At 62.5% G+C, this 20,097-nt stretch carries 16 protein-coding genes; 2 read left to right on the top strand and 14 right to left on the bottom strand.

Features of this window, described 5'->3' with window-relative positions; genetic code table 11:
• The first annotated feature begins 282 nt into the window (after window positions 1-282).
• Window positions 283-3,072, top strand: a complete 2,790-nt coding sequence (locus KIO74_RS16460) for a bifunctional aconitate hydratase 2/2-methylisocitrate dehydratase (RefSeq protein WP_213332884.1) — start codon at window positions 283-285, stop codon at window positions 3,070-3,072.
• 191 nt (window positions 3,073-3,263) lie between these two features.
• On the opposite strand, the gene KIO74_RS16465 is transcribed toward KIO74_RS16460, so the two are convergent.
• The 5 genes from KIO74_RS16465 to KIO74_RS16485 form a co-directional block, all read right to left on the bottom strand.
• Entirely contained in the window at window positions 3,264-4,304 is a 1,041-nt protein-coding gene (locus tag KIO74_RS16465; RefSeq protein ID WP_213332885.1) for a cupin domain-containing protein, read from the bottom strand.
• A gap of 265 nt (window positions 4,305-4,569) precedes the next feature.
• Complete coding sequence (locus tag KIO74_RS16470; RefSeq protein ID WP_213332886.1) at window positions 4,570-5,211, bottom strand: helix-turn-helix domain-containing protein; 642 nt, start codon at window positions 5,209-5,211, stop codon at window positions 4,570-4,572.
• Window positions 5,212-5,761: 550 nt separating this feature from the next.
• Entirely contained in the window at window positions 5,762-7,369 is a 1,608-nt protein-coding gene (locus KIO74_RS16475; RefSeq protein WP_249731023.1) for an MFS transporter, read from the bottom strand.
• The gene (locus KIO74_RS16480) at window positions 7,356-8,495 is read right to left on the bottom strand and encodes an HlyD family secretion protein (RefSeq protein ID WP_213332887.1); all 1,140 of its coding nucleotides are present in this window, start codon (window positions 8,493-8,495) and stop codon (window positions 7,356-7,358) included. Before KIO74_RS16480 ends, KIO74_RS16475 begins: the two co-directional genes overlap by 14 nt.
• A 178-nt stretch (window positions 8,496-8,673) precedes the next feature.
• On the bottom strand, window positions 8,674-9,897 hold the full coding sequence (locus KIO74_RS16485) for an MFS transporter (RefSeq protein ID WP_213332888.1): 1,224 nt from the start codon (window positions 9,895-9,897) through the stop codon (window positions 8,674-8,676).
• Window positions 9,898-10,051: 154 nt separating this feature from the next.
• Between KIO74_RS16485 and KIO74_RS16490 the strand changes: the two genes are divergently transcribed.
• The gene (locus tag KIO74_RS16490) at window positions 10,052-10,933 is read left to right on the top strand and encodes a LysR family transcriptional regulator (protein WP_213332889.1); all 882 of its coding nucleotides are present in this window, start codon (window positions 10,052-10,054) and stop codon (window positions 10,931-10,933) included.
• Window position 10,934: 1 nt separating this feature from the next.
• On the opposite strand, the gene KIO74_RS16495 is transcribed toward KIO74_RS16490, so the two are convergent.
• From KIO74_RS16495 to KIO74_RS16535, 9 genes are all read right to left on the bottom strand, one after another.
• Complete coding sequence (locus tag KIO74_RS16495; protein WP_213332890.1) at window positions 10,935-12,866, bottom strand: PAS domain-containing sensor histidine kinase; 1,932 nt, start codon at window positions 12,864-12,866, stop codon at window positions 10,935-10,937.
• A 134-nt stretch (window positions 12,867-13,000) separates the two neighbouring features.
• Window positions 13,001-13,531 carry a DsbA family protein gene (locus tag KIO74_RS16500; protein ID WP_213332891.1) on the bottom strand — a complete coding sequence of 177 codons (531 nt, stop codon included), beginning with the start codon at window positions 13,529-13,531 and terminating at the stop codon, window positions 13,001-13,003.
• On the bottom strand, window positions 13,528-14,043 hold the full coding sequence (locus tag KIO74_RS16505) for a redoxin domain-containing protein (RefSeq protein ID WP_213332892.1): 516 nt from the start codon (window positions 14,041-14,043) through the stop codon (window positions 13,528-13,530). Before KIO74_RS16505 ends, KIO74_RS16500 begins: the two co-directional genes overlap by 4 nt.
• 69 nt (window positions 14,044-14,112) lie before the next feature.
• A complete protein-coding gene (locus KIO74_RS16510; protein ID WP_213332893.1) occupies window positions 14,113-14,631 on the bottom strand; it encodes a Dps family protein in 519 nt (172 codons plus the stop codon).
• A 329-nt stretch (window positions 14,632-14,960) separates the two neighbouring features.
• Complete coding sequence (locus tag KIO74_RS16515; protein ID WP_213332894.1) at window positions 14,961-15,338, bottom strand: response regulator transcription factor; 378 nt, start codon at window positions 15,336-15,338, stop codon at window positions 14,961-14,963.
• 307 nt (window positions 15,339-15,645) lie between these two features.
• Window positions 15,646-16,314: a response regulator transcription factor gene (locus KIO74_RS16520; RefSeq protein WP_213335594.1), complete on the bottom strand. Its 669-nt coding sequence runs from the start codon at window positions 16,312-16,314 to the stop codon at window positions 15,646-15,648.
• A complete protein-coding gene (locus tag KIO74_RS32255) occupies window positions 16,314-16,511 on the bottom strand; it encodes an ATP-binding protein (RefSeq protein WP_283772129.1) in 198 nt (65 codons plus the stop codon). The genes KIO74_RS16520 and KIO74_RS32255 overlap by 1 nt, the downstream gene beginning before the upstream one ends.
• A gap of 8 nt (window positions 16,512-16,519) precedes the next feature.
• Window positions 16,520-18,145, bottom strand: coding sequence for an MFS transporter (locus KIO74_RS16530; protein ID WP_213332896.1), 1,626 nt, complete (start codon window positions 18,143-18,145; stop codon window positions 16,520-16,522).
• 73 nt (window positions 18,146-18,218) lie between these two features.
• Window positions 18,219-20,084 carry an amidohydrolase gene (locus KIO74_RS16535; RefSeq protein ID WP_213332897.1) on the bottom strand — a complete coding sequence of 622 codons (1,866 nt, stop codon included), beginning with the start codon at window positions 20,082-20,084 and terminating at the stop codon, window positions 18,219-18,221.
• Between the last annotated feature and the right edge of the window lie 13 nt (window positions 20,085-20,097).

A 20,097-nucleotide genomic window follows, 5' to 3' on the forward strand; every position in this document is an offset into this window, starting at 1 on the left:
CCCATGGTGAAAAACAGAAACGACAAAGGTCTCGTCACCGGTCAAATCGGAAAAGCCGATAGGGTGTGATCGAAAATTTCGATAGTTCAATGCGACGAGTGTGCACGCTACGCTTTCAGCCGGTCAACGCTCGATCCATGGGACTCTTTTTGTTCAAACGAGATACCTTGTCAGTCGGCCCTGGTTGGCGTACTCGGAGCCCATAAGACCAAAGACCGATTAACAGGACCGGTTGGTGGCCCTGCGCTTAAGCCCCATGGACCCCATGACGTTGAGATTGCGATGACCCTCTACTCGGATTACCTGGCTGAGATCAAAAGCAGAGAGACTCAAGGGCTCGCCCCCAAGCCGATCGACGATGGCAGACTCACTGCGGAAATCATCGCGCTCATCAGGGATGCCGGTAACGAGCATCGCGCGGAAGCCCTGAATTTCTTCATCTATAATACGCTGCCTGGGACGACCAGCGCGGCTGGGGTGAAGGCGGCGTTCTTGAAGGAGATCATCCTCGGCGAAGCGATCGTCCCGGAGATCACCCCCGCGTTCGCCCTCGAACTGCTGTCGCATATGAAGGGCGGGCCTTCGGTCGAAGTGCTGCTCGACATCGCGCTTGGCGATGACGCCGCGATCGCCGGCGAGGCCGGCGAGGTGCTGAAGACCCAGGTCTTCCTGTACGATGCCGACATGTTCCGCCTGCGCGATGCCTATAAGGCGGGCAACGCGGTTGCTAAGGGCATTCTCGAAAGCTATGCCAAGGCGGAATTCTTCACCAAGCTCCCGGATGTGGAGGACGAGATCAAGGTCGTGACCTTCATCGCCGCCGAAGGCGATATCTCGACCGACCTCCTGTCGCCGGGCAATCAGGCGCATTCGCGCTCCGACCGTCAGCTGCACGGCCAGTGCATGATTACACCGGAAGCGCAGCAGGAAATCGTGGCGCTGCAGAAGCAGCACCCGGACAAGCGCGTGATGATGATCGCCGAGAAGGGCACGATGGGCGTGGGCTCGTCGCGCATGTCCGGCGTCAACAACGTGGCGCTCTGGACCGGCAAGCAGGCCAGCCCCTATGTGCCCTTCGTCAATTACGCCCCCATCGTCGCGGGCACCAACGGCATCTCGCCGATCTTCGCGACCACGGTCGATGTGACCGGCGGCATCGGCATCAACCTGAAGAACTGGGTCAAGAAGACCGGCGAGGACGGCAAGCCGATCCTCAACAACGAGGGCAATCCGATCCTCGATCAGAAATTCTCGGTCGAGACCGGCACCGTCCTGAAGATCGACACCAAGACCAAGAAGCTGCGCGACGAGGCCGGCGAGGAGCTGGTAGACATCGCCTCTTCCTTCACGCCGCAGAAGGTGGAGTTCATGAAGGCGGGCAGCTCCTATGCCATCGTCTTCGGCAAGAAGCTCCAGACCTTTGCCGCCGAGACCCTGGGTGTGGAACCGACCGCGGTCTTTGCCCCGAACAAGGAAATCACCGTCGAGGGCCAGGGCCTGACCGCGGTCGAGAAGATCTTCAACCGCAACGCCGTCGGCGTGACGCCGGGCAAAGTCCTGCACGCCGGCTCGGACGTGCGCGTGAAGGTGAACATCGTCGGCTCGCAGGACACCACCGGCCTTATGACCGCGCAGGAGCTGGAGGCGATGGCGGCCACCGTCATCTCGCCGCTGGTGGACGGCGCCTACCAATCGGGCTGTCACACCGCATCCGTGTGGGACAAGAAGGCGCAGGCGAACATCCCGAAGCTCATGTCCTTCATGAACAATTTCGGCGTCATCACCGCCCGCGACCCGAAGGGCGTCTATCACGCGATGACGGATGTGATCCACAAGGTGCTGAACGACATCACCGTGGACGATTGGGACATCATCATCGGCGGCGACAGTCATACCCGCATGTCGAAGGGTGTCGCCTTCGGTGCGGATTCCGGTACCGTGGCGCTGGCGCTTGCCACCGGCGAAGCCACCATGCCGATCCCACAGTCCGTCAAGGTCACCTTCAAGGGCAGGATGCTGCCGTACATGGACTTCCGCGACGTGGTGCATGCCACCCAGGCGCAGATGCTCCAGCAGCACGGCGACAACGTCTTCCAGGGCCGCATCATCGAAGTCCATATCGGCACCCTGCTGGCTGACCAGGCCTTCACCTTCACCGACTGGACCGCAGAAATGAAGGCCAAGGCCTCCATCTGTATTTCCGAAGACGAGACGCTGATCGAGTCCCTGGAAATCGCCAAGTCGCGCATGCAGATCATGATCGACAAGGGCATGGACAATGCCGTCGGCACGCTGAAGGGCCTGATCGCCAAGGCCGATCGCCGCATCGCCGAAATCCGCTCGGGTGAAAAGCCGGCGCTGACCCCGGACGCCAACGCGAAATATTTCGCCGAAGTCGTCGTCGATCTCGATCTCATCGACGAGCCGATGATCGCCGACCCGGACGTCAACAATGCCGACGTCTCCCGCCGCTATACCCACGACACGATCCGGCCGGTGTCCTATTACGGTGGCACCAAGAAGGTGGACCTCGGCTTCGTGGGTTCGTGCATGGTGCACAAGGGCGACATGAAGATCGTCGCCCAGATGTTGAAGAACATCGAGAAGGCCGAGGGCAAGGTCGAGTTCAAGGCGCCGCTCGTCGTCGCCGCGCCGACCTATAACATCATCGATGAGTTGAAGGCCGAGGGCGACTGGGAAATACTGCAGAAGTATTCGGGCTTCGAATTCGATGACCTGAAGCCCAAGACCAGCAACCGGACCGAATACGAGAACATCCTGTATCTAGAGCGTCCGGGCTGCAACCTCTGCATGGGCAATCAGGAGAAGGCGGAGAAGGGCGACACGGTTCTCGCCACCTCGACCCGTCTGTTCCAGGGGCGCGTTGTGGAAGACACCGCCGAGAAGAAGGGCGAGTCGCTTCTGGCCTCGACGCCGGTCGTGGTGCTGTCGGCGATCCTTGGCCGCACGCCGAGCGCGGAGGAATACAAGGCGGCCGTCGAGGGGATCGATCTGACCAAGTTCGCGCCGCCGAAAGCCTCTCCGATCGATGCCCGCTCCGTCCATTACTAAGGTCGGGCCTGGAGGAGTTTGGACTCTGACAGCCGCACTCCTCCGCGAGATCCATCTCTAAGAGTAATGTGATGGGAATACTGGTGATGCTCCACCATCCCCATCACATTTCCCGCGCACGTTCCCGGTCTTCGTCCGGGCTTCGACTTACGGTCCCGGGATCAGGTCGGCCTTCAATCGCGACGAGTACTTTATGAAGAGCTCTTGACGAAGAATTCCTGGCGACGCGGCAGACTTGCCACCTTTTCACGCGGCAGGCCCAGATTGGTCGCAAGTACATCCACCGGATTTGTTGAAAGCCATGCGGAGAGATCGTTGGCTTGGTAATGGCCGTTGTTGAAGCCGACGAGGACACGCAGGACCGATTGGCCGGTGTTCTTGATATAGTGGCCTGAACCCATCGGCGCGTATCCGACATCACCAGCTTCGAATTGCTCGGTGACGACGTTGCCTTCCGCCAGGAAGACGGCCATCTCCGCACGGCCCTCGATATAGTATTGCCACTCATCGGCGTTGGGATGCCAGTGGAGCTCGCGCATGGCGCCGGGCTGAATCTCGAGGAGCGAGCCTGCCATCGTTCTCGAAATGGGGAACTCGTCGACCGTCACGGTTCGCTGTGTCCCTCCGCCGGGAACGCGCCTCGGCTGCTGCGCGTGCAGGGGATAGCGATGCGTGGTCACCAGCTGCGCTTCCTTGCGGCATGTCGCGTCCGCGGAGCGATCATCGGGTGTCGGGCCTTTCGCGAAATAGGCTTCTCCCTTCGGCAGGAGGGCCACATCGGCTGGAGCAAGGCCAAGGCTCGCAGCGACGACGTCCTGCGGGGTCCGCGACAGCCAATCCGTGATGCTGAAGGTGTGATCCTCGGAAAAATCGCCGTTGTCGAAGATCAGGATGAAATGGCACTCGTCCGGGCCGATACCTTGAATCGAATGGCCCCAGCCCCGTGGGAAATACCAGACATCGCCGGGGCCGAACGTGTCGATCTCCGCGCCGCCATCCGGATTGAGAAGGGTCGTGCGGCAATTCCCCGAGATCACATACGCCCATTCAGCGGCATTGGCATGCCAATGGAGCTCGCGCATCCCGCCGGGCTCCAGGCGCATCGACACCCCCGCGATGCCCTGGCTGGCGGGAAACTGCTTCACGGACGCGCCGCGGGTAATGCCGCCCGGGCCAAGGCGCGGCTCTTCCTGCTCCAGGCGATAGCGGAATGAAATTGGATGGGTACTCATTGACTGCCTCCTCTTATTGTTAAATCGGTACCTTGATTGGCCGGATCGCAGCACGCGTGGCGATAGTAAACCAAGTCGAGCGCTAACCGAGCTTTTTCTTGGCTTGAGGTGAACGATAGACAGAAGTTTCGCTGCGCAATGCTTGGCGAGGCCGAAACTGTTCAAGTAGTCGGCTGTCGTGCGAAGCTGACGGAATTCCGAAGTGGCGGGAGAGTATCCGGCGGCCGCGCGTCACGGGTGCGGCGCTATCCGGCCAGGGCTGAAGCTACACCCGCGCCTGCTCGAGCTCTTTCCGTCCGCGCCAGCGGTGGGGCGTCTCGCCGGTTATTCTCTTGAAGACACTCGTGAAATGCGCCTGTGTCTGAAAGCCGACATCCAGGGCGATGGCGACAAGTGGAGTATCGCTCGATGCCATCATTTCCTGCGCGCGCTCGACCCTCTGGCGGAGGAGAAATTCATGCGGGCGTGTGCCGGTGGCAATGCGAAACTGCGCCGCGAAATGCATGCGGCTGAGACCCGCGACCGACGCCATGTCCTGCAGCGTGATCGGTTCGCCCAGATTGGCGCTGACATAGTCGACGACCCGCTTGAAGCGCCATTTCTGAAGGCCGGATTTTTCAGGCCGGGGCTTTCGCGCGTGATCTGCCGGGCGTTGCGCTGGCTCGGCGGCGCGAAGGCTCAGCACGCGTGTGACGATGGCGAGCCGCAACGCGTCCGCCATCACGCTGGAGAGTTCGTCGTCACGCCGGCCAACGGTATCAAGTGCTCCAGACATCCGCTTGACGACCGGATCGGCGGTGACGCGCGCCGTCCCGGCGTTGGCTTCGCCCTCGCCGGTGCCGGACAACGGATCTGGCCCGGAGGTCTGACTGGCGTGAACCGTTACGGCTTCGGACGTGTTGTTCATCCTTGAAAGGGCGATCTGCAGCCCGAGAGCGGCTAGACTGATCCCTTTTTCACCGCCCGGAGAACGTGAAGAGCCCGCTCCAAACGAGAGATCCTTGAAGTCCAATGTATAAAGATGACGTTCTGACAGCTTTTCTGAGGCGCTATATACATCATCAGCTGTATAGGTGGAACGAGCTTCAGGAAGCGGCAATATATGAAGCGACATGGCGCGAGCTCCTGGGGCCATAGATTTCGGATGTAGCGGTGGGCTGGCGGAAAATATCCGGGCGTAGACCACACGCGCAGATAACTATCTGGCAGTTGCACCGGATGGCTGCGCGCTGTCGATGTGTGTAGAATATCGCGTCGTGGAATTCCCGCCATTCTACGTTGGTTTGACTGCATATCTAAAGATTGAGGCGCGGTCATACCTTCGTATAGGCCAGCACTACTGGTCCCAGCCTCGTCATGACCGGCGCCCGATGCGCCCGCAAAAGGTCGCCGGGCGAAAGCTACGGCAATGCGGCTGCATCTCAACGGATGATCGCGGCCATGACAGGTGACGCTGATCAGTCACGCCGGCCGCTCGGGTTCAGGGGACCATGGGGGGCGGCCCCCAGCATCGCCACCACCGCTATCCCGGCGAGCGCCCCCCAGAAGCTGATGCGGAAGCCGTCGATATAGGCGAGGACATTGGCGTTCTGGCTTACGATGTCCGCCAGCGCCGCCACCCCACGCTCCCGACTGAGCTCGGCGGAACCGCCAGCGCCGGCGAAATGCGACGCGAGGCGCTCGACCCGCGCTGTGACGGCCGCGCTCGAGGCGGGTACATGGAGCCCAAGAAGATAAGAGTGAAGCTGCTCGCGCTGCCTTAGCCACGTCGCCATCAGGCTGATCGCCATTTCCGCGCCGCCCAGCCGCAGGACCTGCACATAGGCTGCCGATGCTGTCGCGAACTTGGGATCGGAGTTCGCGAGGATATAAACCACGGCCGCGAGGAAAGTGAAACCTTGTCCGACGGCCTGGATCATCAGCATGGGAATGAAGGTCCAGGGTGACCATTCCCGGGTGATCATGGTGCCCATCTGTCCGGCGATGGCGAAGGCAACGAAGCCGATCAGGAGGGATAGGCGGATATCGAAGCGGCGAATCATGACGACCGCGATCGGCATCACCAGCGTCAGCGGCACCGCGGTCCCGAGGACGATTGGCAATCCGATCTGCTCGGGCCGCAGTCCAACGACGTTGCTCAGGAAATTGGGAACCAACAGGCTGTTGGAAATGCTCGCGATGTCGAAACAGAGAATGCTGATGAAGGCGAGGATGATATTGGGTGATGAAATGACTTTGTGTGTCGCCCATGGCTGTTGAACGACAGCTTCATTGACAATAAAGCCGATGAGCAGCGCTCCACCGGCAAGAAGAAGCGACAGCACGAGACCGGATTCAAACCAGTCCAGCCGGTTTCCCTGGTCCAGTGCGACGTAGATCAGCGCCCAGCTCGCCCCGAGCAGCGCCATTCCTCCCCAGTCCCCGCCGGCCCATAGAGCGGCGTTCACCGTCTCCCGTTTTGTCCCGAGCATGACGAGCAAGCCGATCATGGGCGCCAGAACGACATCCTGCCAGTAGACCCATTCCCAGCCGAGGTATTGCTCGTAAAAGCCGACGATCGCAACGCCGACGCTCTGCGAGAAGGCCAGCCGGAAAGCATAGATGGCCAGTGCCGGCGCCCACCACCGAATGGGCAGGGTTCGCAATATGATCATGATGGTCGCTGGAATGAAGACGCCAAGCAGCAATCCGCGTAGCGCGTGCAGAACGAGAAGAAATTCCCAGCTGCGAACCTCGGGTATCAAAGCCGACAACCCGGCATAGACAATGCTGGGCAAGACCAGTACGCGGCGAATTCCAAAGGTCGCCGCGAGCCAGGCGACAGCGGGCGCCACGACGATCTGCGGTGCCGTGGCTATCGTGTTGAGCCACGCGCCCTGGTCGAAGCTGAGGCCGAACCCGCCACGCAGATCGGGCAAAGCCATCGCGAAGAGACGCGTATCAAAGCCCACAAGGAATGAGCCCAGCAGCACCGCGGCCACGGCGAAGGCAGGTCGCGGGCTTGTCTCAGCCCCGGTCGTGCCGGTTGCGGTGCTGGCGACCGTCATCGCGTCACCGGCGCTCATCTGTGTGGATCTCGGCCTCCACGGACATGCCCGCGCGCAACTTCTCCTTGATGGGCTGGCCGTCATCGATCGAGATGCGGACTGGTATGCGCTGCACGACCTTCGTGAAGTTGCCCGTCGCGTTGTCCGGCGGAAGCAGGGCAAAGACCGCTCCGCTGGCCGGGGAAATGCGCTCGACATGCCCCTTGATGGTCTGTCCCGGAAACGCATCGACAGTGATGTCCACCCGCTGACCGGGCTCGACCTTTGTGAGCTGCGTTTCCTTGAAGCTCGCGATCACGTGGACGCTGGGCAACGGTACTGTGGCGATCAGGTTCGTGCCGATATTGACATAATCGGACACCTGCACGAGCCGCGCGCCCACATTGCCGTCGAACGGCGCGACGATGGCCGTATAGCCGAGCTTGAGCTGAGCACTCTCGAGTGTCGCCTTGGCTGCATCCAGCCCTGCTTGCAGGCTCCCCTCCTGGCCGATGAAGACGTCGAGCTGGCTTTTCTGCGCGGTGATGGCGGCATTCGCCTGCTGGACGCTCGCGGTGGCTTGGGCGAGATTCGATGTGGCCTGCTGCAGGCGCTGTTCCGTACCCGCGAGCCCCCCCTTCACGAGTGCCTGCTGACGGTTGAATTCCTCGCTGCTCTCGGTTTCGGCCGCTCGCGCCGACGCGAGCTGGGCCTCGGCGCTGGTGACGAGCGCCCGTTGCAGGGCTTCCTGGTTCTTCAGGTTGGCGAGGGCGGCGCGCGCGCCGGCTACCCCCGCCTTCGCGGCATCCACGGCCGCGATGTAGTCGGCAGGGTCGATTTCGACCAGCGGCTGGCCGGCCTTCACGGATTGATAGTCCGCGACCAGCACACGCTTGATGTTGCCGCTGACACGTGCGCTCAGCATGGAAACATCCGACTGGATATAAGCGTCATCGGTGGACTGGGTGGCGCGATTGCTCACCCATGAGGCCCATCGCTCATTCGTCAGGACAAGAAGCCCACAGACCAAGACGATCGCGGCTATCGGTATGGCCAGGCGGCGAAGCGCCGCGAGACCGGGGGACGCCGGCGGGATGGCGACCGCCGGCGTCGCTGCTGGCGTTGCAGTGTTCGGCAGGGAGCCGATTTCGTCCGCGTGTGACATGATCAAGCCGTCCCGGAGCAGCCCGCCGGGGGCTGGTGTTGCGGGTTAGTGCCGCCAGATTAGACGCGCTCTCTCAGCGGCTCTTTCCAGAAACCATCGTGCGGGGGATTGAGCGTGCATGGTGGATAGCGGGGCGAACTGAACAGAGCCTACGGGTCTTCCAGGGCTCGCGAGGGCCTCATACGTTCTGTGACTCCCCCCGGCTCCGTCGGCCGCGTGCCTGCAGGATTGTCGCGAGTGCGCTGAGCGTCAGGCCCAGAGCGCTGACGGCCGACCAACCGCCGTAGTCCCACGCCATCGTTGCGGCAGCCGAGCCAAAGGCGCCTCCGAGAAACATCGCCCCCATGAAGATCGTGTTCAGCCGCGAGCGTGCACTGGGCCGCAGCGAGAAGGTGATGTGCTGGTTGGAAACCAGGGCGGTCTGTATGCCGAAGTCCAGCAGGATCACCCCGACAACGAGCCCGATGATAGAATCCCAGGCCCCAAGGACGATCCAGGACACCAAGGTCGCGACAGCGCCAAGCATCACGGCGCGATGGGGCCCTTTTCTGTCAGCGAAACGCCCCGCGAGCGGCGCGGCCAGGATGCCGACGGCGCCGACCAGCCCGAACAATCCCGCGATATCGGCCCCCAATCCGAAACGTGGCTCTTCCAGCCGGAAGGCGAGAATCGTCCAGAAGGCCGTGAAGGCGGCGAAAAGGGCGGCCTGAGTCAGCGCTGCGACGCGAAGGGCAGGAAATTCCAGCCACAGATGCAGGATCGAATGGAGCAGCGGACGATATCTCATCCGTGAATCAGGCGCGCTGTGGGGGAGGACAGCGGCCATCAGAGCCGCGGCCGCCAGGGCCATCGGCACGGCGAGCCAGAACATCTCGCGCCAACCGCCGTGGGTCGCCACAAAGCCCGCAAGGGTCCGGCTGAGCAATATGCCCGTCAGGAGCCCCGCCATCACGGTGCCGACCGTGGCTCCACGCTTTTCAGGCGGGGCGAGATGGGCGGCGAACGGCACGATCTGCTGCGCGACCGTCGCCGACAGGCCGACCGCGAATGAGGCGGCGACGACAAGCGCCGCGGTCGGCGCAACGGCCGCCAGAACCAACGCGGCGGCCAATACGACGAGCTGCACGACGATCAGCCGCCGACGCTCAACCAGATCGCCGAGCGGCACGAGAAAAAACAGACCGACGGCGTAGCCGAGCTGCGTCGCGGTGGGGATGGCGGCGCTCGCGGCCCCGGGCAGATCCTGCTCGATCAGCGCAAGCATCGGCTGGTTGTAGTAGATATTGGCGACCGCCAGTCCCGCCGCGGCAGCCATCGCGAAGATCGTGCCGGAGCCTGGCGGGGCTTCAGGGCGGGCATCGCCCTCGGAAGCTGGGCTGTGAGCTGTTTCTTGGGTCGTCATGCTGGTCTCCTCGGCGCCAGGGCTCCTGTATGTGGAGCTGCGGCACGCAAGCCCGCGCGATTCCGACGGGCCGCATTGGCTTGGAAGATAGAATTGTAGCGGTCGCGGTTATAGTGTCTTCCCGTGATGCACGGTTGTATCGTATTCTGTTATTATGGATCTCGCGGCGCTAGCAGTTCTGGTGGAAACGGCGTCCGCGGGCAGTCTGGCGGGCGCCGCCCGCAGGCTGCGCATCACGCCCATGACGGCGACGCGGCTTCTGGCGGCCCTTGAACACGAATTGGGTGTTCGGCTCGTGCAGCGGACGACCCGCTCGCTGTCCCTGACAGCCGAAGGACAAGCCTTTCTGCCCCATGCGCAGGCGCTGGTCGAGGGGGAGGCGGTGGCACTGGCTAGCCTGCGCGGCACGGCCGCTGGCGCAAGCGGGCTTCTGCGCCTGACGGCCTCTTTGGCTTTTGGTCGGCAGGTCGTGGCCCCCCTTGCCGTGGAGTTCATGAGGGCCAATCCAGAGGTCAAGATCGACCTCCTGCTGACCGACAGCCTTGTCGACATCGTCGCAGAGGGAATCGATCTCGCGGTGCGCATCGCCGACCTTGCTGACAGCAGTCTCATTGCGAAACGCCTGGCGGACAATCCGCGCCTTCTGGTCGCGTCTCCAGCTTATATCGATCGTTTTGGTGTACCTACCGAACTCGCCGGCCTGCAGCGGCATGAGTGTCTCATGGTCAGTGCATCCTCGCATTGGGACTTCCGTTCAGGGGATATGTCCCGGCGGATCAAGGTGCTCGGACGCTTCACGGCCAATTCGATCGATGCGATTCATGAGGCCTGTCGCGGCGGACTTGGGATCGCGAACCTGTCGCATTGGGATGTGCAACAGGATCTGAAGGAGGGCGCGCTTGTTTCGATTTCCCTCGCGGATGCCTATCCCGAGCCATTGTCGATCTGGGCGGTCTATCCATCGCGTCGCATGGTCCCGGCCAAGGTGCGGCTCTTTATCGACGCGTTGTCAGGTCATCTGAAGCCGCGCGGCTGACTCACAGGGTTCGGCTGGGCTCCCTCGTTCCGGCGAAAGCCGCGATTGCGCAGGGCAGGCGAATTGTGACATCGCCGCCCATATGCCCCGGCGATGTTGCGACGCGGATATCCCCATCATGGGCCGCGAGGATCGTTCTGCACATGGCAAGGCCAAGACCCATGCCGCCGGCCTTGGTGGTGTAGAAGGGCTCAAAGGCCTTCTGCGCCGCCTCCTCCGAGAAGCCAGGCCCACTGTCCGCCACCGCGATGAGCACGCTCTCGCCGCTCAGCACAGTGCGGACGGACAAGGCGCGCTTGTCGGGCGCCAGGATCTGCATGGCCTGGATCGCGTTATTCATCAGATTGATGACGACCTGCTGAAGCAGAACTCGATCCCCCAGGATTGCGGCGCCCTCGGCTTCCAGAGCCGTCGTCAGTTTGACGCTATTGGCGCCAAGTTCGTTCTGGATGAGATGAATGGCTTCCTCGACCAGCGCGTTCACCGGCAGGGACATCCGGTCCGGCTCGACGCGTGTCATGAATAGGCGAATGCGGCGCACCACTTCCGAGGCCCTCATGGCGGCTGCGCTCGCCTCTTGAAGCGAGGCGCGGACTTCACCGAGATTGGGCGGGTCACGGTCCATCCAGCGGCGGGCGGCGGCGGCATGGGTGGTAATGGCGGCGAGAGGCTGGTTGATCTCATGGGCGATCGAAGCCGACACTTCGCCGACCGTCGCGGCGCGCAGGGCATGGTCGAGCTGGTTACGGGCCTGCTGCAATGCTTCCTGCGCCTTCACGCGCTCCGTGATGTTCAGAATGCAGGCCTGCACCCGGTCGAGCATATCGCGCGGCGGGAAATTGAAGGCGACGATCACCCGCAGGATCTCACCGCGCCTGGTCCTGATGATAGCCTCGTTCTCATAGGACGAAACTCCGGCATCCAGAGCGACGAGAAAGGCCGCGAAGCTGTCATCCGCGTCGGCCAGAAAATCGTCGAGATGCGTGAAGAACTCCTGCTTGGTGGCGATGCCCATGAGCTTGAGGCCGGTCGTGTTGACATCCGTCACCCGGACCGTGCGGCGCAGGCTCCGCACGAAATCCGGATGGCTGGCGAGATAGGACGGCATATCGGTGATGCCACTCGCCCTCAGCGCGTCCAAAGCGTCCTTTACAGGACGAAGGTCGTGCTCCCAGATCGCGACCGCCAGCGTCTCGAAGATCGTCCGGAAGCGTTCTTCGCTCTTCGCGAGGGCCTCGATCGCGGCCTTGCGGTCCGTTACGTCGGTGTTGCTCTCGAGAATGGTGTTGAGCTTGGGATTGGTGGTGCTGCGCTGCCGCCAGCGGCTGAAGACATAGACGGTTCGCCCATTCCGGGTCGACTGCGCGATCTCGCCCTCCCAGCTCCCATGGTCGCGCAGGCTGTCATTGATCGCGGCGCGCGGAAGGGGCAGCTGGCTGCGCAGGAGTTGGTGAGGGTCGCGCCCGAGGACCTCCTCGGAAGGCCAGCCATACAGCCTCTCCGCGCCGCTGTTCCAATAGGTTATCAGTCCTGAGGCATCAGTGAGAAAGATCGCGTCGCTGGTAACTTCAAGAAGTTCAGCCTGCGCCGCTACCGTTTTACGATCGTCGAGTCGCTCAAGGAGTATGAACGTCGTCGCCAGAATCGCGGCGATGCTGAAGACCAGGCGCAACAATACGTCGATCTCACCAGTAAGACCGTGACCGTAGACATAACTGAACAGCGTGAGCGCGATGCAGGCGCCCGCCACCGCATACAGGCCTTGCGGTGTCGATTTCTCGCCTACGACCAGCAGCACGAGAACATAAAGGACGGCGACGGCGCTGCCGAGGGCCGTGAAGCTATCGATGGCGAACACGGACGCAGCGAAGAGTGCGGCTCCAGCATAACGCCACGTCAAGGTGAGCGAGTTCGGAGCAGCATCTCGTCGCATACGGAGCATGTTCACTTATGAGGCCGAGGATGTCGGATCATAAGCCGATCGGCGAGTGCCATGTCATTAGCTAAAGGTAGGGCTTCTCCCCACCTCAGGTATAGGTTGGGATCGCTGCCGCGCCGGTGTTTCGGTCAGCCGCGGCCGGAAACGGCTCGCTCGAGTGCGGCAACCAAGCTGGCGACGTCGCGCTGCCCGTCGTAACGCTCTCCATTGATGAAAAGCGTCGGTGTCCCGTTTACGCCGCTGCGCAGCCCACCCATGAAATCCTGGCGTATCTTGCCGTCATAGCGGCCGTCGAAGGCCTTGAGAACCGCGGAGCGGTCGAGGCCTACCGTCTCACCGTAGGCGATGAGGTCGAGGTCTTCCAGTGCGTCCTGATGCTCGTAGAGAAGATCGTGCGCCTCCCAGAAGCGTCCGGCCGTTGCGGCGGCCTCGGCAAATTCGGCGGCGCGACCGGCATGAGGATGGGCTTCGGTGATGGGGAAATTGCGAAACACGAACCGGAGCTGGTCTCCCAGCGCTTCCTGGGCTGCCTTGATGACCGGATAGGCCTCACCGCAGTAGGGGCACTCGTAATCCCCATATTCGAGAAGCGTGACAGGCGCGTCGCGTGGTCCCTGGATATGATCTTCGACGCTGACGGGCACGGTGAGGCGGCTCATGGCTGGGCTCCCAGTCCTTGTGGATTTTGCGCGAGGTCTTCCAATGCGCTGAGAATTCCGTCAGCCCCTGGATTGAGGCCAACGGGCGAGACATAACTCCAGCGTATGACCCCGGCCGGATCAATGACGAACAGGGCCCGCGCGGCCGTGCCTTCCGCGGCGCGATAGACGCCGTAGCTTCTGGCAACCCCGCCTTTCGGCTCGAAGTCGGCCAGAAGCGGGAAGTGAAGCTTGCGCTGTTCGGAAAAGGCCGCGTGACACCAGACCCCGTCGGTCGAAATGCCGACGAGATGCGCGCCGAACCGATGAAATTCAGGCAAGACCTGATTGTAGAGGGTCATCTGGTCGCCGCAAACCGGACTCCAGTCGGCTGGATAGAAGGCAAGGATCACCGGCTGCCCGCGAAGATCAGCGAGGGATAGCTGCTGATCCGGTGTGGCCGGCAGGGTGAAGGCTGGCGCGGGCTGACCGGGCTGCAGCGCGCCAGCTGCCGAAATTTCCGTTTGAGACATGATGTTTCTCCACCGCAACTGCGCGCCGATGAGACGCGTGCGACTCATCGGTGTTCCTGCATGGTCCGCTCAGACGTTGGAACGCGTGGCCTCGTAGAGGAACCACGTGCGCCGCTCCGTTTCATCGATCCACACCTCGATCAGGCTGGTCGTTGCCACGTCATTGTAGTCCTCACAGACACCATGGGCGGCGCGCAGGAATGCGGTCAACTGCTTGTTGTCTTCGCCCAGCTCGGAGAGCATGTCCGCCGCCGTTACATAGGGCGCATCGTTGTCGGCAAGGCGCTGCAGCCGATGGATGTGGCCAATCGAACGTAGCGTCGTGCCGCCGATCTTGCGCGCCCGCTCGGCGATGGCATCAGTCATCGCAAAGATCTGATCGCCCTGATCATCAAGCAGAAGATGGTAATCGCGGAAATGGGGACCGGACATATGCCAATGAAAATTCTTTGTCTTGATGTAGAGCGCAAAGACATCGGCCAGAAGTCCTGTCAGGGCGGCGGCAATGTCACGCGTTGCATCGGCCCCGAGATCCGTCGGTGTGCGCAGGGGGGCGATCTGTCGCATTTTTGCGGGAACTGTCGTCATCATAGGGCTCCATAGCTCCGGGAAAGGCCAACGCGCTTCAGCATCAGGACCAGCCTTCCGCCGTTCAATTCTCGCCAACCGCTTGGCTGTCCGTGTTGCGCTGAACGATACAGGCAGTTTACGGAGTGATACGTTCTTTGGAAATCGTTCGCTAGGATATTTGAATTATACATCCGTTTACATCGGGATATGCAAGCGGGATTATAATAATCGTGTTTTAATGTGTCCGGTATCGGACGGAATAAGCTATTTTGAGGTTTCTTATAATACGGGCGACGCCGGCAACGACGGTGGACGCCTCGTGGCATTACTATCAGTGCAGGGTGACCCTACAGGGACACTTGCTGCCCCTGGGGATCCTGCAATGCGCGATCCAGGCAAGCCACCATCTCGCCGCCGTCGAAGGGTTTGCTGAGAAACCCGATCGCGCCCGCGGACATGGCCTGGTGGCGCAGCCGCTCCTCGGGGAAGGCGGTGATAACGATGACGGGCACGGGATTGCCGCTGGCCTTGAGACGGACTTGCAGCTCCATGCCGCTCATGCCTGGCATTTGGACATCAGTAATCACGCAGTCCGAGCAGGTCAGCTGTTCGGAGTTGAGAAAGTCCTCGGCGGACGCGAACAGACTCGTCGCCAACCCCAGCGAACGGACGAGGCTCGCCGTTGCGGTTCTCACAGATTCGTCGTCGTCGATGATCGAGATCATCGCAGATTGGCGCACTTCGAAAAATCCTTCCAGATGGCCCGCACGCGCGCAGGCCGCACGCCCCCAATACCCCCGACATATAGGGCGTTGCTCGCCGCCGGGATATCATATCAAGGTTTACAGGGGCCATCTCTTGGGGCTGGTGTGGCCACGCGGCGAGGGGAAGCCCAGAACAGGGGACTTGTTCCGGGTGATGTGCCCCGGCTTTGTTGGGAGTGGCGCGATCATTCCGGGCAAGGACCCGCAGCCTGCTTGAGACTAGCGAAGGTCATCGCGGTGGCTTCAACGCGGCAACTGCCCATATGCCCTAACGCCGTGAGGCGATCTTGGGCTTCGGCAATTGCAGAAGCTCTGCCATGCGCACGAGATCGGCCAGCGACCGCGCCTCCATCTTCTTCATCGCGTGCCCGCGATGAATCTTGACGGTAATCTCGCTCAGCCCGACTTCGGCCGCGACCTGCTTGTTCATCAGGCCGGCGGTCACAAAGGCCATGATCTCCTTCTCGCGCTCCGTCAGGGTGTTGTAGAGCGCTTGCACATCCGCGATGGCCTGGTCGGATTTGCGCCTGGACCGGTCCTGATCGAGGGCGGTCGCCACGGCGTCGAGGATATCCTGGTCGCGGAAGGGCTTGGTGAGAAAATCAACCGCTCCAGCCTTCATGGCGCGGACAGTCATCGGAATATCGCCATATCCCGTCATGAAAATGATCGGCATGTTGAAGCCCGAGCGAGAGAGCTGGCTCTGGAACTCCAGCCCACTGACACCAGGCAATCGGATGTCCAGCACCAGGCAGCGCGGGACGTCCGGGATCGGAGCCGCCAGGAACTCCGCCGCCGAGGCAAAAAGCATGACATCCAGGCCAATCGACCGGAAAAGGCTTGAGAGCGCCGCCCGAAGGGCATCGTCATCATCCACCACGATGACGAGGGGCTCGCTCGCCTCAGCGGCGACGCGTGGCGGGTTCCCGGTCGCAATCACAACGGCAAATCCTTTATCGGCAGGGGTAAAGTGATCCGGAAGGTCATACCACCTTCAGCCTGGGCGATCGCCTTGATCCGACCGCGACGCGCCTCGACGATCGAACGCGAGATGGACAGTCCAAGTCCCATGCCATTCGGTTCGGTGCTGTAGAAGGGCTCGAACAGCCGCAGCACATCCACGATCCGCCCCATGTGACTTGTCATTTGCCAGGCTGGCCCTGCCGCGCATGCACGGCAAGGAGATGGCGCACCGTGGGTCCGTCATCGAGAATATGGAAACGACGGACCTCGCCCTGCACATCCGCATCGGCATGGGAAACGCGTCGGTGCTGGCGCAGATGTTCCGCCCACGATTCCACCATGAACCACTCGACGATGATTTCCGGATCAGCGGCATCCTCGGTGACACCCCAGCTATAGGCGCCATCACGGCGGCGCGCGTGGGATAGCCTTTCCAGGGCGGAAAGGAACGCCGTGCGATCCCGCTGCGCGATCCGGTACTCGATGAGGATGAGAACCGGCCCCCGGTCATCCGCGACGGGTTCGGCAAGGGAAGGTTCTGGCCAGTGATGCGAAGGCGTCAGGTCCGCCTCGCCCTTTGGCAGCCGGACCCGATGAACAAGCAGCCCGCTCGCGATGAGGCCCGCCGCGGACAAGATCAACGTCGCGGACAGCCCGATTTCCTGGGCGATGAGCCCCCAGGTGAGGCTTCCGCCGGCCATCGCGCCGTTGAACACCGTCAGATAGACGGCCAGCGCCCGCCCCCGCACCCAGTTGGGGAGGATGGCTTGCGCGGTCGCGTTGAGTGTCGTGAGAGCGATGATCCAGGCCCCGCCCATGGCGAGAAGGATCGCCACCGCTAACCAGCGCGGCGGCGCCATTGCCAAAGCGAGCGCTGCGGCGCCCGTGACGATGGCCGCGGTCAGCATGAGGCCGTCGACGCCGAGGCGCTCGCGCAAGGCGGGCAAGACCAGCGCGCCACCGATCGCGCCGAGGCCAACGGAGCCCAGCAGAACGCCATAGAACGCCGCGTCGCCACGGAGCAGTTCGCGGGTAATCAGCGGCAGCAGCGCCCACACGGCGCTGGCAAAGGCGAAGAACACCAGCGCCCGGAGCAGGACGACATGCAGTTCGCGGCTGGCGCGCGCGTAGCGCAGGCCCGCGCGAAAGGCGCCGGCGAAATGTTCGCCGAGTTCGTCCTCCGCGCTTTTTGGTCGTTTCCACCAGAGGAGCGCCGCAATCACGATGAGATAGCTCGCCACGTCCGCGCCGTAGGTCACCGCCGCGCCGAAGGCCGCGAGCAAGAACCCGCCCACCGCCGGCCCTATCGAGCGAGCGATGTTGATCCCTAGTGAATTGAGGGCAACGGCGGCCTTGAGTTCCGCCCTCGGCACGAGTTCCGGCACGATCGATTGCCAGGTTGGGCCCATGAGCGCGGCGCCGATACCGCCGACGAATGTCAGGGCGATCAGCAATGACACGCTCATCAGCCCGCTCTGCGCGAGAAGCATCAAGGTCGCGCTGACGCAGCCCAGCATGATCTGGATGGCGATGAGAAAGCGGCGGCGATCGAGAATGTCCGACAGAACCCCCGCCGGAATGGCGAGCAGGAAAACTGGCAGCATCCCGGCGGCTTGCACGGCCGCGACCGCAGCCGGGGAAGCCGAAAGATCGGTCACCAGCCAGGCACTGGCGACATCGCGCATGAAACTACCGGTGTTGCCGAGAACGGTGGCAACCCAAAGGACGGCGAAAACCGAGCGACGCAGCGGCGCGAAGCCGCTGGAGCCCGTCGGGCTGGCGGCTGGTTTCTCGGATGGGCTCACCCTGTTACCTCAACGCTGTTCGGATCATCGTGAAATACGGCCGCCCTGCCATCGCCTCAAATGTGCTCACAATTCAGACCGCCCAACAGGCGCAGCCGAGCGCGCCCCAGAAGGAACGGGCATCGGACACCGGAACATCGGCGCCCCACGCGGTTGCGTGACCATGGCCGTGGACATTGCAGCTGTTGGCGCAGCCACAGAACGACGCGACGGCAGCGGTGGCGGCCAGCGCCTCGGCGCGTTGCTGGTAGCCGCCAAAACGGCGCACCGGGGACCAGTCGGGCATGGGCGGCGGGAGGTCGGGTGCCAAAGGCCGGAAATCACCATCACCGTGGACCGGCGTCCCACCAAGCAATGTCAGCGCGGCGGTGATGTCCTGAATCTCGTCCTCGCGAACGCTGAAGTAGTCGGCGGACAGGACGGCGATATCAGCGAGCTGCCCGGTCCTGATCTGACCTTTCTTGCCGCTCTCATTCGAGAACCAGCCATTGGCCTGCGTCCACAACTGCAAGGCTGTCTCCCGGTCGAGACGATTCGATGCCGGGTAAAGTGAGAGGCCTCCGACAGTCTTGCCCGTCACGAGCCAGTAAAGCGAGACCCATGGATTATACGAGGCGACACGCGTGGCATCTGTTCCGGCCCCCACGGGCACGCCCATGTCCAGCATCTTGCGGATTGGCGGCGTGCGTTCCGCGGACCGGTGGCCGTAGCGCTCGACGAAATACTCGCCCTGATAGGCCATGCGATGCTGCACGGCGATGCCGCCGCCCAGTCTGGCGATCCGCTCGATGTTGCGGTCGGAGATCGTTTCAGCGTGATCGAAGAACCAGTTGAGGCCACGAAGCGGGATATCCCGGTTCACTTTCTCGAAGACATCGAGCGCGCGCGAGATGGTCTCGTCATAGGTCGCATGCAGGCGCCAGGGCCACCCGTTTTCCGCGAGAAGACGGACGACCGGCTCGAGGTCCGCCTCCATGTTCGACGGCATCTCGGGGCGCGGCATCTGGAAGTCTTCGAAGTCGGCGGCACTGTAGACGAGCATCTCGCCGGCGCCGTTATGACGATAGAGATCATCGCCCTGGCCGGGACGCACCTGCATCGCCCAGCTTTCGAAGTCCCGCAGTTCTTCCTTCGGCTTCTGGGTGAAGAGGTTGTAGGCGATGCGCACCGTGAGAAGACCCTCGCGGTGCAGTTCCTCAATGATCGCGTAGTCGTCGGGATAGTTCTGGAAACCGCCTCCGGCGTCGATCACGCTCGTCACGCCGAGACGATTGACCTCACGCATGAAATGGCGGGTCGAGTTCTTTTGGTACTCGGCCGGAAGCCGGGGCCCTTTCGCAAGCGTTGCATAGAGTATCGTGGCATTGGGCTGTGCGATGAGGAGTCCGGTCGGGTTTCCGCGCGCATCCCGAACGATCTCGCCACCGGGAGGGTTCGGCGTGTCCTTGGTATAGCCGACGGCGCGAAGCGCCGCGCCATTCAGCAAGGCCCGATCATAGAGATGGAGGATGAAGACAGGCGTGTCGGGCGCGACGGCGTTGATTTCCTCAAGCGTCGGCAGGCGCTTTTCGGCGAACTGATGCTCCGTGAAACCACCGACCACACGCACCCATTGCGGCGGTGGCGTGATTGCAACCTGTGTCCTGAGCATGTCCATGGCCTGCGCGAGGGAGCGCACCCCATCCCAGCGCAGTTCCATATTGTAGTTCAATCCACCCCGAATGATGTGCATGTGGCTGTCGATCAGCCCAGGCACAACGCGGCGCCCCGCGACGTCCACAATCTTCGTCCCGGGGCCGGCATGCGCCATCGCATCTGCGTCCGTGCCGGCGAGAAGAATCCGACCGTCCTTGATCGCAACGGCTTGTGCCTGCGGGTTGGAACGATCCAGCGTCGTGACCTTGCCGTTGAGCAGAATGAGATCAGCGGCAGTCGTCATAGGGCAACCTCAA

This window comes from Chelatococcus sp. HY11, assembly GCF_018398335.1.
Taxonomy (GTDB): domain Bacteria; phylum Pseudomonadota; class Alphaproteobacteria; order Rhizobiales; family Beijerinckiaceae; genus Chelatococcus.

Excerpts from the sequence above, each read along its gene's own strand:
- KIO74_RS16500 (WP_213332891.1), bottom strand. The coding sequence starts at position 13,531 with ATGAGCCGCCTCACCGTGCCCGTCAGCGTCGAAGATCATATCCAGGGA.
- KIO74_RS16495 (WP_213332890.1), bottom strand. The coding sequence starts at position 12,866 with ATGCGACGAGATGCTGCTCCGAACTCGCTCACCTTGACGTGGCGTTAT.
- KIO74_RS16475 (WP_249731023.1), bottom strand. The coding sequence starts at position 7,369 with ATGAGCGCCGGTGACGCGATGACGGTCGCCAGCACCGCAACCGGCACG.
- KIO74_RS16490 (WP_213332889.1), top strand. The coding sequence starts at position 10,052 with ATGGATCTCGCGGCGCTAGCAGTTCTGGTGGAAACGGCGTCCGCGGGC.
- KIO74_RS16535 (WP_213332897.1), bottom strand. The coding sequence starts at position 20,084 with ATGACGACTGCCGCTGATCTCATTCTGCTCAACGGCAAGGTCACGACG.
- KIO74_RS16485 (WP_213332888.1), bottom strand. The coding sequence starts at position 9,897 with ATGACGACCCAAGAAACAGCTCACAGCCCAGCTTCCGAGGGCGATGCC.
- KIO74_RS16505 (WP_213332892.1), bottom strand. The coding sequence starts at position 14,043 with ATGTCTCAAACGGAAATTTCGGCAGCTGGCGCGCTGCAGCCCGGTCAG.
- KIO74_RS16480 (WP_213332887.1), bottom strand. The coding sequence starts at position 8,495 with ATGTCACACGCGGACGAAATCGGCTCCCTGCCGAACACTGCAACGCCA.
- KIO74_RS16515 (WP_213332894.1), bottom strand. The coding sequence starts at position 15,338 with ATGATCTCGATCATCGACGACGACGAATCTGTGAGAACCGCAACGGCG.
- KIO74_RS16470 (WP_213332886.1), bottom strand. The coding sequence starts at position 5,211 with ATGAACAACACGTCCGAAGCCGTAACGGTTCACGCCAGTCAGACCTCC.
- KIO74_RS16460 (WP_213332884.1), top strand. The coding sequence starts at position 283 with ATGACCCTCTACTCGGATTACCTGGCTGAGATCAAAAGCAGAGAGACT.
- KIO74_RS32255 (WP_283772129.1), bottom strand. The coding sequence starts at position 16,511 with ATGGGGCGGATCGTGGATGTGCTGCGGCTGTTCGAGCCCTTCTACAGC.
- KIO74_RS16465 (WP_213332885.1), bottom strand. The coding sequence starts at position 4,304 with ATGAGTACCCATCCAATTTCATTCCGCTATCGCCTGGAGCAGGAAGAG.
- KIO74_RS16510 (WP_213332893.1), bottom strand. The coding sequence starts at position 14,631 with ATGACGACAGTTCCCGCAAAAATGCGACAGATCGCCCCCCTGCGCACA.